Source organism: Streptococcus sp. 3874, assembly GCF_013276425.1.
Classification (GTDB): Bacteria; Bacillota; Bacilli; order Lactobacillales; family Streptococcaceae; genus Streptococcus; species Streptococcus pseudopneumoniae.
Genome location: NZ_VMLA01000018.1, coordinates 21,559 through 35,673 on the forward strand (window position 1 = coordinate 21,559; position 14,115 = coordinate 35,673).

The following is a 14,115-nucleotide window of genomic DNA, read 5'->3' on the forward strand; positions in this document are numbered from 1 at the left end:
ATCTTCTTAATGTCTAAAATGTCTCACACCTGTAAAGACCATAGTCAAGCCGTATTTATCCGCTGCTTCGATGGATTCTTGGTCACGGACAGAGCCACCGGGCTGGATGATGGCCTTAATTCCTGCTTTGGCGATTTCTTCCACGTTATCCGCAAATGGGAAGAAGGCATCTGAAGCAAGGACCGCCCCGTCCAGACGATCTTTGGCTTGGTCAATGGCAAGGCGAACAGAAGCCACACGGTTGGTTTGACCTGGACCAACACCAAGTGTCATGTGGTCGTTGGTCACGATAATACCATTTGATTTGACGTACTTGATAGCCTTCCAAGCGAACTCAAGAGCAGTCGCTTCTGTCTCGGTTGGCTGACGTTTGGTCACCACTTGCCAGTCAGCTGGGCTTTCCTTGACCACGTCTTGATTTTGCACGAGAAGTCCACCGACTAGACCTGTGTATTCTGCTTCCACTTCGCTAGCCTCTTGAGCATCAAATGGCAAGGCAAGGATGCGCAAGTTTTTCTTTTTGTTGGTCAAAATGGCTAGCGCTTCATCCGTATAGCTTGGTGCGATGATGATCTCGAGGAAAACGCCGTGCATCTTCTCAGCAGTCACATCATCCACCTCACGGTTAAGGACGACAATTCCACCAAAGATAGACACTGGGTCAGACTCATAAGCGTAGGCCCAAGCAGTCTCAATGTCATCAGCCTGACCGATACCGCATGGATTCATGTGTTTGAGAGCCACAACGGTTGGACGATCTTTGAAGTCACGGATGATACGAATGGCAGCATCCGCATCACGGATATTGTTAAAAGACAATTCCTTACCGTTGAGCTGTTTAGCGGATGCAATCGAGTAATCTGTCGGCAAAGCTTTTTGATAGAAATCGGCATCTTGTTGAGGATTTTCACCGTAACGCATTGGTTGCTTGAGGTCATAAGTCAAAGTGAGTTTTTCAGGCTTGCTTTCACCCACTTGAGCTGTGAAGTATTCTGCAATCAAGGCGTCATAAGCCGCTGTGTGACGAAATACTTTGGCTGCTAAACGTTGGCGAGTTTCATAAGAGGTTTCGCCGTTTGCTGCCAATTCATCCAAAACCACAGCGTAGTCAGCAGGATCTACCACAACTGTAACACTGGCATGATTTTTCGCTGCTGAACGAAGCATAGATGGCCCACCAATATCGATATTTTCAACTGCATCAGCATAAGTCACATCTGGTTTAAGGATAGTTTCCTTAAATGGGTAAAGGTTGACCACCACAAGGTCAATGAGCTCAATCTTGTTGTCCTTAGCCGCTTCCAAGTGGCTATCCAAGTCACGACGAGCGAGAAGCCCTCCGTGGATATTTGGGTGGAGGGTCTTCACACGACCGTCCATCATTTCTGGGAAACCAGTCACATCATCGATAGCAATGGTATCCACCCCAGCATTATCAAGGGCAACCTTAGTTCCACCTGTCGAGATAATCTCCCAACCAAGTTTTTTAAGTTCTTGGGCAAATTCAACAATGCCCGCTTTGTCTGAGACGCTGATTAAAGCTTTTTTCGTCATTCTATTCCTCTTTCTTTAGGTCCAAGCGCATAGCGACTTCGTTATTTTCTTCTATAAATCCTGTTTCCTGAAAACCCAAACTAGTCAACAGGTGCTTCATTTTTTCATTTCCAACCACATAATCTGCGATAATATGATTGCAAGTGCTATCCATCTGAGCCTCTTTGATTAGAACTTCCAAGGCTTTTCGACCATAACCTCTTCCTTGGTACTGCTGACCAATCATTATCCGCCAGATAAAGTATTCTGCTTCATCCTTGTCTATTTCCAGCAGGAGAAAGCCAACCACTTGCTTATCCCAATAGATTGCCCTCGGAAACACATCTTCATTTTCCCGGTAGAGCCATGCGTCAGCTAAAGAGCGTACATTTGGAGCCACAAAACGTGCTCGTTCATCAGCTTCAGATATTTTCAAATCCAGCACTGCCTGAAAACTGCTCTCATCTACTAATTTTATCTCAATCATTTTTTCTCCTTTTGAATAAATAGGGTTTTGAGTTGATTAAAGACTAATCCAACTCATATAAAAGGTAGTTATCAAAATTTATGATTCCTTTGAGATAATCTCGGTCTGCTTTAGACAACTCAAATTCTGGAAAAGTCGCAATTAAACTGGACAAATAAAAATAATTCGGGTGCCTACGATAAGAAAAACCCGCTTGACCGAATCTCCCTTGACAGAAATCATAGGCAAGTTTTAATTCTTGACTTGTGACACCATCTAAAATTTTATCTAACTCTGAAAGCTGACTTTTATCAGTATTTTCTATCATAGCTTTCACTGTATTTACTAAAACAAAAAGAAAATCATTAGTATTATCCAGTAGGGTTGGTCTGTTAGATAACTTATTCTTTAACTCCATATAGTAGTGATCAATATTCATTTCTTCCTCTCCACTCCCAAACTATCCAGCACCTCCGGATACAACTTGTACTCTGCCTCATGAATGCGAGTTTCAAAACTGTCAATCGTATCATCAGCTAGTCGTGGCACACGCACTTGTTTGATAACCTTTCCTGTATCCACACCTGAATCCACCCAATGAATGGTCACGCCGCTCTCAGCAACGCCAGCATTCCAAGCATCCTCAATCCCATGAGCTCCTGGAAATTCTGGCAAGTAGGCTGGATGAATGTTGATAATCCGACCTTCATAAGTCGCCAATAAGGTTGGCCCAACAATTTTCATGTAGCCTGCTAGACAAACCAAGTCAATCTGGTGCTCTTCCAAGAGTTCGACAATGGCTGCTTCGTAGTCTGCCTTGCTCTCAAACTCCTTGAGTTCAAAAGCATAGGACAGAACGCCGAGCTTGTCTGCACGTTCGAGCACATAGGCGTCACGATGGTCTGAAAAGACAAACTCTACTGGAAATTGTTCCGCTATCACCTGAAAATTTGAGCCATTACCAGAGGCAAAAACCGCTATTTTTTTCATTTGATGATGACACTTTCGTTTTCTTTCTTGACGATACGACCGATTTCATAGACTGGTTCATCCAACAATTCCTTGACACGACTTACATTTTCAGGGCTAACTGCCAGCATAAGCCCCACACCCATATTGAAGATTTCAAACATTTCTTCATGTTTGATTTTACCATATTTTTCAAGAGCTTTGAAAATAGGAAGCACTGGAACTTTGCTTTCCTCAATCTCAGCAGCCAAGTCAGCTGCAAACATGCGAGGGACATTTTCGATAAAGCCACCACCAGTGATGTGGGCAATGCCGTTGACCAACCCTTCCTTGATGAGTGGTAAGACAGCCTTGACATAGATACGAGTCGGCTCAAGAAGAACTTCCTTAAGTTTCTTACCTTCCAATTCTGGCAAGATTTCCTCACCTGTATAGTCAGCAAAGACACGACGAACGAGAGAGTAACCATTGGAATGAATCCCACTTGAAGCAAGTCCAAGAAGAACATCTCCCTCTGCCACTTTTGAACCGTCAATGATTTGAGATTTTTCAGCCACACCGACCGCAAAACCAGCCAAATCATAGTCATCTTCGCCATACATGCCAGGCATTTCAGCTGTTTCCCCACCGATAAGGGCAGCGCCTGCCTGCACACAGCCCTCTGCCACACCAGCAACAACTTGTTCTAGCTTAGCTGGTTCATTCTTCCCTGTTGCTACATAGTCAAGGAAATAGAGGGGCTCCGCACCTGCAGCAATGATATCATTGACACACATGGCCACACAGTCCTGACCGATGGTATCGTGCTTGTCGTACTTGATGGCAAGCATGAGCTTGGTTCCGACACCGTCAGTCCCTGAAATCAAGACGGGCTCTTTGACCCCAGTCTTTGAAAGGTCAAACATGCCACCGAAACCACCAAGAGCTCCCATGACACCTGCACGCTCCGTACGAGCCACGTGCTTTTTAATCCGTTCAACAACTTCATAACCCGCTTCAACATCCACACCAGATTGAGCGTACGCATTTTTATTTGCCATTTTATTTTTCCTTTTCTTTTTTTGGGAAAGACTGCGACGTATTTTTAGATAAACAATTATTTTATCTAAAAATACTAGTCAGGGCTCTAGCTTTGATCCTATAAGACAAAGCGTCTACTGACAAATGCTTTAGCTTTTAGTCAATAGTGAGACGTGAAGTATAAGCATTCTTATTTGTCATTTTTATATTCCTTTTCTTTAATGGAGGATCTATTGTCTATTTGTAAAAACTGGTCTTTTCTTCCAAACTTCTACGATAGTCTTCTTCGTAGTCATAGAGAGGCGTTGGGTAATCACCATCAAAATAAGCGACACAGAGACCACCATTTGGCGCATCCGTTTCAATACCAATTGAATCAATCAACCCCTCAACGGAAAGGTAGGTCAGACTGTCCGCACCAATGATTTGGCGAGTTTCTTCGACCGTATGATTGGCCGCAATTAGCTCCTGACGGGTCTGGATATCAATCCCGTAGAAACATGGATAAGCTAGCGCTGGACTACCAATAGCAACGTGAACCTCAGTTGCACCCGCTTCTTTCAAGAGCTGAACGATCCGACGAGAGGTTGTTCCACGTACAATAGAGTCATCAATCATAACCACACGCTTGCCTTTTACAACACCAGAAACAGCAGATAGTTTCATCCGCACCCCTTGCTCCCGCAATTCTTGAGTCGGTTGGATAAAGGTACGTTGGGTGTATTGGTTCTTGATAAGTCCCATTTCATTTGGCAGACCAGATTCTTCCGCAAATCCCATAGCCGCGCTAAGGGAAGAATTGGGCACACCGACCACAATATCTGCTTCATGCTTGAATTCACGCGCCAATTGAGCACCCATACGTTTACGTGCCGTATGAACATTGACACCATGAATGTTAGAATCAGGGCGAGCAAAATAGATATACTCCATAGAACAGATTGCTAACTGAGTATCATCTGTATAGCTATCATACTGGATGCCCTTGTCATCAATGATCACAATCTCACCTGGCTTCAAATCACGAATCCATTCAGCACCAATAACCTCAAAAGCACAGGTTTCAGAGGAAACCACCACCGCTCCGTTGGCCATTTTCCCGATAGAAAGTGGACGGAAACCATTGGGGTCAAGAGCCGCAATCAACTTGTCCTCAAACAGCAAGATATAGGCAAAACCACCTTTGACAAGGCTGAGCGCTTCCTTGATTTTGCCCATCAGGCTAGGATTATGACTGCGACGAATGAGGTGAGCCAAGATTTCAGAGTCCGAAGTCGCACTGAAAATCGCTCCTCTATCTTCCAATTCTTTCTTGAGAGAGGCAGCATTGGTCAAGTTTCCATTATGAGCCAAACCAAACTGCATATCGTGAAAACGGAAGAGGAAAGGCTGGATATTATCTACAGAAGCTTCGCCAGCAGTCGCGTAACGCACATGCCCAATCGCACCAGTTCCCGTCAATTTATCCAAATTAGCAGGATTTCTGAAGACTTCTGATAAAAGTCCCATGTCACGATGGCGCTTCAATTGTCCCTGATCGTTGGAGAGGATTCCTGCCCCCTCCTGACCACGGTGCTGAAGACTATGGAGACCAAAATAGGTCAATTTAGCAGCATCTGGATGTCCCCAAATACCGAAAACACCACATTCTTCATTAAGAGATTTTACTTCGTATGTCATTTTATATACCTAATTTTCATTTGTGTATCATCAAGAGCTAGATTTACCTGACTTTTACATTACTGATACTATCTATTAGAAAATCTGCAAGTCTTATTTTCCAGTAAAGTATTTAACCGCTGACGCGAAGAGGTGCTGGTCTTTATTTCCTGGTATGTTTTGGAAAAGACCGTCTTCATAACGTTCTGAGTGTCCCATCTTACCGATGATTTGGCCGTTCTTGCTGGTAATTCCTTCGATGGCATGGACAGAACCATTCGGATTGTACTTAGAGTCCATACTTGGTTTTCCATCAAAGTCAACGTATTGGCTAAAGATTTGACCATTGTCACGGAGCTCCGCAAATTCCTCAGCCGTCACGACAAATTTCCCTTCACCGTGTGAAACAGGAATGGCGTGGATGTCACCCACTTGCACCCCAGTCAACCATGGTGAGTTGGTATTGGCAATCCGAGTTTCCACCATCTTGGCCACGTGTTGATTGGCATCATTGTAGAAGAGGGTTGGACTAGTACTATTAGCATCCTCGAAATTCCCGTATGGAAGAAGACCTGATTTGACCAAAGCCTGGAATCCATTACAGATACCGATAATCAAGCCACCACGGGCGATAAAGCTATCAATAGCTGCACGCACTTTTTCATTAAGCAAGATGTTGACGATAAACTTAGCTGAACCATCTGGCTCGTCCGCAGCTGAGAAACCACCTGCAAAGAAGAGAATGTTAGCCTTACCGATGTTGTCAACCATGGTTTCAACTGACTTGACAATGGCTTCTTCATTAAGTGTCACGAATGGCACCAAGTTAACCTCTGCGCCTTCTTTTTCAAATGCCTTGGCTGAGTCATATTCTGAGTTGGTTCCCGGGAATACTGGGATATAGACCACCGGTTTTTCAACCTTTTCTTTTGCTTTAATCACAACATCTGATACCACAGCTGGTACTTCAGCCAGTTCTTTGGCTTGAGCAAATTCTGTTGGGTAAACTTCTTCCAATTTGCCTTGGAAGGCACTGTCAAGTTTGTGTCCATCTAGCTTCACACCATTGACAGTTAGTGTAAAGTCTGCACTTGTTTGTCCAATCTTCTCCAATCCAACGATTTCTTCAGGAGATGTGAAGACAAAGCCGCCTAATTGAGCTGTCAAAGCTGTTTTAAGTTCAGGCAAGGTCACCTCTGCACCAATATAGTTTCCAAAGGTAGCAAGAGCCAAACTTTCAACTACACCACCGTATTTGACAGCTGATGCAGACGTCACTTTATGGTCAGCTTGGCTTGCTTCAAACTGAGCAAAATTTTTCTTAATCAAGTCAAAATCAATCTCTGCAGAGAGGGCTTGACCTGGGATGTAGTAGATATTTTCCCCAACATCTTTAAATTCTGGAGAGAGCACCTTACGGCTATCTGCCGTCGTCACCCCAAATGCAACCAAGGTTGGCGGAACGGTCAATTCTTCAAAGGTACCAGACATGGAGTCCTTCCCACCGATAGATGGCAAGCCAAGTTGAATCTGAGCTTCAATAGAGCCTAGAAGGGCGGCTACTGGCTGACCAAAACGCTCTGCTTGCTTGTCCATCCGCTCGAAATATTCTTGGTAAGAGAAACGAGCCTTAGACCATTTGGCACCAGCAGCCACCAAACGAGCAGTTGCTTCGATAACCGCATAAGCAGCACCGTGGTATGGAGACCATTCAGCAATATAAGGATTAAACCCTTGAGCCATGACAGACGCAGTATGAGTCACACCGTGTTGAACTGGCAATTTCTGCACAGATGCCTCAGTTGGTGTAAGTTGGTAACGACCACCAAGTGGGTGATTAACCGTTGAGCGTCCAACAGAGCAGTCAAAGACAGTCTGTAATCCTTTTTGACTTGCATGGTTGAGGTCAGATAGAACCGTAAGGGTATCTGATTCCAGTGTGTCAGCGCTTGTTGTGCGTTCTTCTGGGAGTTTGACATCCTTATCTACAACCTTTGCATCAACGACCACGCGCACACCATTGGTATCAAGGAAACGGCGTTCCAAGTCGACAATGGTTTCACCATTCCAGTGCATGACAAGATTTGGTTTTTCCGTCACTGTCGCCACCACAACAGCGTCAATATTTTCTTTGTTACATTCAGCAACGAAGGCATCTACATCCTCAGGACGAACCACGACTGCCATCCGTTCTTGAGATTCAGAGATGGCAATTTCGGTACCATTCAATCCTTGGTATTTAAGAGGCACCTTATTAAGGTCGATTTCAAGACCGTCTGCCAATTCACCGATAGCTACACAGACACCACCAGCACCAAAGTCATTAGACTTCTTGATAAGACGAGTGACATCGCCATTACGGAACAGACGTTGAATCTTGCGTTCTTCGATGGCATTCCCTTTTTGAACCTCAGCACCAGCAGTCTCTACAGACTCAACCGTTTGAACTTTAGAAGAACCTGTCGCACCACCGACACCGTCACGTCCAGTCTTACCACCGAGGAGGATAATGACATCGCCCGCTTCCGGTTTTTCACGGACAACATTGCCCTTGGGAGCCGCACCAACAACGGCACCAAGTTCCATACGTTTAGCAACGAAACCTGGGTGGAAATATTCACGAACGTAGGTTGTTGCAAGCCCAATCTGGTTACCGTATGAAGAATAACCATGAGCCGCTGTTTTAGAAATGACTTGTTGTGGCAGTTTCCCAGCGCGAGTTTCTGAAATCGGTGCTGTAATATCACCAGCACCTGAGATCCGCATGGCTTGGTAAACATATGAGCGACCTGACAATGGGTCACGAATGGCTCCACCGATACAGGTAGCAGCCCCACCAAATGGCTCAATTTCCGTTGGGTGGTTGTGAGTTTCATTCTTGAACATTAGGAGCCATGGTTCTTTCACACCATCAACGTCCACTTCGATTTCTACTGAGCAAGCATTGATTTCATCTGACACTTCCATGTCGTCCAAACGTCCATTGGCACGCTCATAACGACCGAAAATAGTTGCCATATCCATCAAGGTTTGCGGTTTTTCCGTACGTCCCAACTCATCACGCATAGCGATATATTTGTCATAGGTTGACTGCAATTGCTTTTGGAATTTAGAAGCTGAGAAATCAATCTGTTTCAACTCTGTCTCAAAAGTCGTGTGACGGCAGTGGTCAGACCAGTAAGTATCCAAAACCTTGAGTTCTGTTTCCGTCGGCACGCGCCCGATTGACTTAAAGTAGTCTTGGATAAAGAGCAAATCATCCACTTCCATGGCCATCCCTTGCTCGGCCTTGTAGCGAGCAAAGTCTTCTGCCCTATAGCTTTCAAAGAAAGTCAATTTAGGAATGGTCTTGTCTGACTCAGAAAATTCCTGCTTGGCAATCCCTGTCGTGATGTCCTTGAAACGAGAATCAACTGGGTTGAGCAAGTAGTTCTTGACCGCTTCCAACTCAGTCGCATCAATATCCTTATTGACCAAATACAATTGTGCTGTATTGACCGTTACATCACTCGAACTTCCCAGCAAAAGCAAGGCTTCTTGCGAAGAAGCTGCACGCTGGTCAAACTGCCCTGGCAGGCTTTCAATGGCAAAGAAAGCATAATTAGCAAGATCCGCCTGCACAGATACTTCATCTAAAACATGGTCGGTCACCTGCTCAGAGAAGATGTGCTTCTCTGCAGGTGCAAACAAGTCCTCCGCCAAATCAAAGACATCATAGACTTGCACAATACGAATACTTTTCAAGCTTGAAAGTCCCAAGTTATGCTGGAGTTCTCTCACCAAACTCTCTGACTTGACCTGAAAATCAGCCTTTTTTTCAACAAAAATACGTTTATCCATCAATCCTTATTCCTTTATTTCAGCTCTTGCAATGTTCCCAACGACCTTGAGGTTGTTATTTCAATTCCTGCAACTTTTCCCAAACAATCTCATAAACGTCTGTTAGCTCTCCTAATCCCCTACGGAGTGAAAAGGTCTGGGGGACCTTTTCAGCCTGAGTCCTTTTAGTTGAGAGACGAAGGTTTTCCGTTGCAAACAGATTATTTCAAACCTTGCAACTTCTCCCAAACAACTTCATAAACGTCGGTTAGTTCTCCCAATCCTCTACGGAAAACATCCTTATCCATGTGGTTGCCATCCGCATCCCACAAGCGGCAGTTATCTGGTGAAAATTCATCTGATAAGATAATCTTGCCATCCTTGTCAAAACCGAACTCTAGCTTAAAGTCAATCAACTTAAGTCCAATCTCAGCAAACCAGACCTTCAAAAGTTCATTGATACGACGCGTTTCTTCCTTCAAGTAGGCGATTTGCTGGTCATCCGCAATCTGTAGGAATTTCACATGTTCGTCATTGATAAACGGGTCATCCAAATCATCATTTTTATAGTAAAATTCGACAATCGGAGTCTCAAATGCGATTCCTTCGTCTACACCAAAACGTTTTGAAAAGGAACCAGCCGTGTAGTTTCGGAGCACGACTTCCAAAGGAATAATCTTAACCTTTTTATTGAGTTGCTCCGTGTCTGAAAGCTTCTCCACAAAGTGAGTCGCTACACCAGCTGCATTTAACTTCTCAAAAATAAAAGATGAAATCTGATTATTCAAGACTCCCTTACCTGCAATCTGCTCCTTCTTGACACCATTGAAAGCAGTCGCCTGGTCCTTGTAAGTTGAAATAATAAGATTTTCATCCTCTGTTGTATAGATATCTTTAGCTTTTCCCGAATAGATCAATTGTTTTGACATTTTAAAGTTCGCCTTTCGTATTACTTGAGCACATTCTACCATAAAAAACCAAAAAATACAAGAATTTAACCGAATAAATAGCGTAGTGACGTCAAAAATCATAAAGAAAAAACTGCAAGAAACATCTTTCTCACAGTTTTAAAATCATTTAACTCTAAAAACACGAACATTACTCTTTGTTCAAAAATTGATCCAAATAATAACGCAGATAACTTTTCTTGCCCGTAATCATCTGCAGGCGACCTTCCACCCCATATCGAAGTTTTTCAGCCTGCTCCGAAGTTAGATTAGTCTCCGCCTCGATTTTAAAGAAATTCCCTTTCTCAGTCTTAGTAGCTGTCGCATCAATACTTGTAATAGTAGAATCTAGGAAAAATTGATTCTTGGCATCATGAGTCGTAGTATAGCGAACAGAATCACCGACCTTGATCCTTGCTACATCTTTCGAACTGAGATAAGCTGTAAGTTTGGCTTTCCCTTCTTTTTCCAAGGACGGATAGAGTTGGGCTAGTAAGGCACCTTCTGCTACCATGGTAGAATCACTGGTCTCAGGATTGAGATGAAGTACCCCATCCTCACTCGCCGTAATTTTCCCCTTGTCTAAAAGATTTCCCTGTACCTTCTTACCTGACTCTGCTTCCAAGATTTTCTGGTCTAGAAGGGTCAATTCCTGACCAACCTTTGCCAAGTGTTGGGATTTGAGAGACTCCAATTGACTGCTTAAACCAGACGCGTAGGCTTGCTGGGTACCTGAACCTGCATACTGAACACGGTAAGTAGCAAGACTAGATTCTAACTGAGAAAGTTGCGCTTCAACCTGCGCAACAGCCTGAGCTTTAGCTTGCGGATTTTCCTCACCCTGAGACTTGTAGGACTGGTAGAGAGAGTAGGCTAGATTCTGACTGGCCAAGGAAGCACCTGTTTCAATAGCTGACTTAGCTGTCTGGTAATCGCGAATTTTAGCCTCTGTTTGACTGATGAGGTTCCCGATTTCAGCTTGGGTTTGGCTAGCTGTTGCATTCTGGGACGCGATGGTCTCATTTTGTTGCGATGTACTAGCCCTAAGACTACCTGCTTGGCTGATGTAGTCGCGAAAGGTGGCTTGGTAGCCAAATTTATCCTCCTCTGGAAAGTGGTTCTCCCCTTCTTGCAGGCTCTTTTGCAGATACTCCAATTGCTTTTTTTGATCCTTGAGCATGTCCAACTGACTGGCATAGGACTCCGCTTGGACACCCTCTGCCCCTTCTTGATATTGAACCAACAGTTCTCCCTTTTTAACCAGCTTATTTTCTTCCAAATGATTGACAAGAATACGATTGTTGCTAGTTGACTGGATATTTGCAAGGATACGACTAGGCTCGACAGTAGCTCTAGTAGACAAACTCATCTCCTTCTCTGCAAATGTTGCAAATCCAAGTAAAAACACAAGCAGAAGGGACATGGGGACAATCACCCGACTGGAAAAATTATGGTAACGACGATTATAAAACTCCGCACTTTCTAAAAATTCTGGTTTCATCCTCTCCTCTTTCTAGCTATTCACCAAATGGGCGTAAAAGCCACCCTGTGCAAGCAAATCAGCATGCTTTCCTTCTTCAACAATCTTGCCCTGATCCAAGACAACAACCTTCTCTGTCCGCTCAGCAATGGTCAAGCGGTGAGCAATGAAAATCAAGGTCTTGTCTAAAGCCATGAGATTATCGACAATTCGCTTCTCAGTCAAGATATCCAGACTGCTAGTTGCCTCATCCAAAATCAAGACCGGCGCATCTGTCAAGAGAGCACGCGCCAGAGCAATTCTCTGACGTTGACCACCTGAGATCCCTGCCCCATCCGAAGTCAATTCTGTCTGGTAATTCAGTGGCATGCGCTCAATATCCTCCCGAATCTCTGCCAATTCGACCGCCCGTAAGATATCCTCTTGAGTCGTCCCCTCCTTGGCTCCCAAAAGAAGATTCTCCAAAATCGTTCCGTTAAAGACATAGGGCTGTTGAGGCAGATAGTTGATGTACTGGCGCAGAGCCTTTTTGTCAATCTGATTGAGATTGACACCACCCAGACTAATCTCTCCCTGACTTGGATCATAAAAATTAACCATCATCTTGGCCAAAGTCGTCTTACCTGACCCCGAAATCCCCACAAAAGCTACCTTAGAACCTTGTGGAATGGTCAAATTGATGTCCGATAAGACATCTCGACCATAGCCATACTTGTAATGAACCTGCTTGAAGGACATCTCTCCCTTCATCAAGCTCAAATCCTCGACCGTTTTCTTCTCCTCAAACTCAGAAGCTACCAGATAAACCTCATTCAGACGGTTATTGGCAACCTGCGCTGTCTGAAGCTTGGTTTGCAGATTGATGATGTTTTCCAAAGGATTGGTAAAGTAAACAAGCAAGGTATTATAGGTAATCAACTGCCCCAAACTCATCTTGCCATCCATGACCAGAACAGCTCCCATCCAGAGAATGCCGACATTGAGTAAGAGATGGGCAACTTTTTTCAGAGCCTTTTGCTGACTCTCTGCCCGACTATAGGTAAAGGATTTTTTCAGATAATCCACAAATTCCTTGTCAATCTTTTGGTAACGCTGACTCTCACTGGTCAAAGACTTGATAGTCTCAATACCGTTGATGTCCTCAATGATAGAAGAAGACAGAACCGCATTGGCTTCCATGGTATCACGATTCATCTTTTCAAAAGGCTTCATAAAGGCAAAGATAATCACTGTATAGACAGGAAGTGCCAATAAAGTCATGAAAAAGAGATTGGTATTTTGTGAAAATAAAACAAGAGAAATAATGACAACCGTTGACACATCTAGGAAAATCGAAAGGATTGTCGAAGCCAGTGCATCGATGATACTGTTAGCATCCGTGAAACGAGACACGATTTCCCCTGTCCTGCGTGTCGCAAAGAAGGACATGGGCAAGTGAAAAACATGCTTGATATAGGACAAAATCACATCAATCGACAAGCGTTGCCCCAAAACAAGTAAGAGATACTCCTGAGCGTAAGACAAAATCTGCTGGAGAATATAGACGATAACCAGCCCAATAGAAATAATCCCAAGCGTCGAACGCATCTGATCTGGCACATAGGTATCAATGATAGACTGCAGATAATAAGAACCCACAATGTTAATCAAGGTTACCAAGAGTGTTGCCAAAACGATATTGGCAATCAAGCCACGCTGCTTCACTAATATAGGGATAAAAGAGAGCAGACCATTCTTTTGATCCTTATGAGGCTTGTAGTCTGGACTAGGTGCCATAAAAAGAGTCACTCCTGTCCATTCTTCCGCAAAACGCTCACGTGGCAGTTTGGTCAATTTCACCCCAGGATCTGGATCGGCAATATGAATGCTATCCTTATCCTGCCCAGTCACCACATAGTAGTGGAGCAATTTTCCTTCCTTAAGCACATGGGCAACAAAAGGAAAAGTCAAATCTGGCAAGTCAAAAAGCGTCATATCCGCCTTAATTGCTCGCGTCTCAAAACCAATCTCCTCTGCCACCTTGACCAAGCCTAAAGCCGTCGTCCCATCCATGGTCGTCTTGGCCAATTCTCGCAAGTGAGCCAAAGAATAGTAACTACCATAGTAGCCAAAAACCATGGCTAATGAAGCTACACCGCAGTCCATCTGATCCACCTGCGGACGATAGTGACGTTTCCCAAATTTCATCTTCATCTCCTTTTTCCTAATACTCAATGAAAATC

The 14,115-nt window shown here is 44.1% G+C and carries 11 protein-coding genes; all 11 read right to left on the reverse strand.

Annotated features, from left to right (window positions below; all coding sequences use genetic code 11):
• Positions 1–6 precede the first annotated feature (6 nt).
• The 11 genes from purH to comA all read right to left on the reverse strand — a co-directional run bounded on the left by purH (position 7) and on the right by comA (position 14,080).
• Entirely contained in the window at positions 7–1,554 is a 1,548-nt protein-coding gene (purH, locus tag HT703_RS01685; RefSeq protein ID WP_054392664.1) for a bifunctional phosphoribosylaminoimidazolecarboxamide formyltransferase/IMP cyclohydrolase, read from the reverse strand.
• A 1-nt stretch (position 1,555) separates the two neighbouring features.
• Positions 1,556–2,020 (reverse strand): GNAT family N-acetyltransferase, encoded by a 465-nt coding sequence (locus HT703_RS01690; RefSeq protein WP_023932915.1) that lies wholly within the window; start codon positions 2,018–2,020, stop codon positions 1,556–1,558.
• Positions 2,021–2,063: 43 nt separating this feature from the next.
• Positions 2,064–2,438, reverse strand: coding sequence for a hypothetical protein (locus tag HT703_RS01695; protein ID WP_001017821.1), 375 nt, complete (start codon positions 2,436–2,438; stop codon positions 2,064–2,066).
• Positions 2,435–2,989: a phosphoribosylglycinamide formyltransferase gene (gene purN, locus HT703_RS01700; RefSeq protein ID WP_000717510.1), complete on the reverse strand. Its 555-nt coding sequence runs from the start codon at positions 2,987–2,989 to the stop codon at positions 2,435–2,437. The genes HT703_RS01695 and purN overlap by 4 nt, the downstream gene beginning before the upstream one ends.
• Positions 2,986–4,008: a phosphoribosylformylglycinamidine cyclo-ligase gene (gene purM / locus HT703_RS01705; protein WP_001284585.1), complete on the reverse strand. Its 1,023-nt coding sequence runs from the start codon at positions 4,006–4,008 to the stop codon at positions 2,986–2,988. Before purM ends, purN begins: the two co-directional genes overlap by 4 nt.
• Positions 4,009–4,225: 217 nt before the next feature.
• Positions 4,226–5,668 carry an amidophosphoribosyltransferase gene (purF, locus tag HT703_RS01710; protein ID WP_049522364.1) on the reverse strand — a complete coding sequence of 481 codons (1,443 nt, stop codon included), beginning with the start codon at positions 5,666–5,668 and terminating at the stop codon, positions 4,226–4,228.
• Between the two features lie 93 nt (positions 5,669–5,761).
• Entirely contained in the window at positions 5,762–9,487 is a 3,726-nt protein-coding gene (locus HT703_RS01715) for a phosphoribosylformylglycinamidine synthase (RefSeq protein ID WP_054392666.1), read from the reverse strand.
• A 55-nt stretch (positions 9,488–9,542) separates the two neighbouring features.
• On the reverse strand, positions 9,543–9,686 hold the full coding sequence (locus tag HT703_RS12075; RefSeq protein ID WP_079211609.1) for a phosphoribosylaminoimidazolesuccinocarboxamide synthase: 144 nt from the start codon (positions 9,684–9,686) through the stop codon (positions 9,543–9,545).
• Between the two features lies 1 nt (position 9,687).
• A complete protein-coding gene (gene purC, locus HT703_RS01725; protein ID WP_000043297.1) occupies positions 9,688–10,395 on the reverse strand; it encodes a phosphoribosylaminoimidazolesuccinocarboxamide synthase in 708 nt (235 codons plus the stop codon).
• 169 nt (positions 10,396–10,564) lie between these two features.
• On the reverse strand, positions 10,565–11,914 hold the full coding sequence (gene comB, locus HT703_RS01730; protein ID WP_000801594.1) for a competence pheromone export protein ComB: 1,350 nt from the start codon (positions 11,912–11,914) through the stop codon (positions 10,565–10,567).
• A gap of 12 nt (positions 11,915–11,926) precedes the next feature.
• Complete coding sequence (gene comA, locus HT703_RS01735) at positions 11,927–14,080, reverse strand: peptide cleavage/export ABC transporter ComA (RefSeq protein WP_007284836.1); 2,154 nt, start codon at positions 14,078–14,080, stop codon at positions 11,927–11,929.
• Positions 14,081–14,115: the final 35 nt, after the last annotated feature.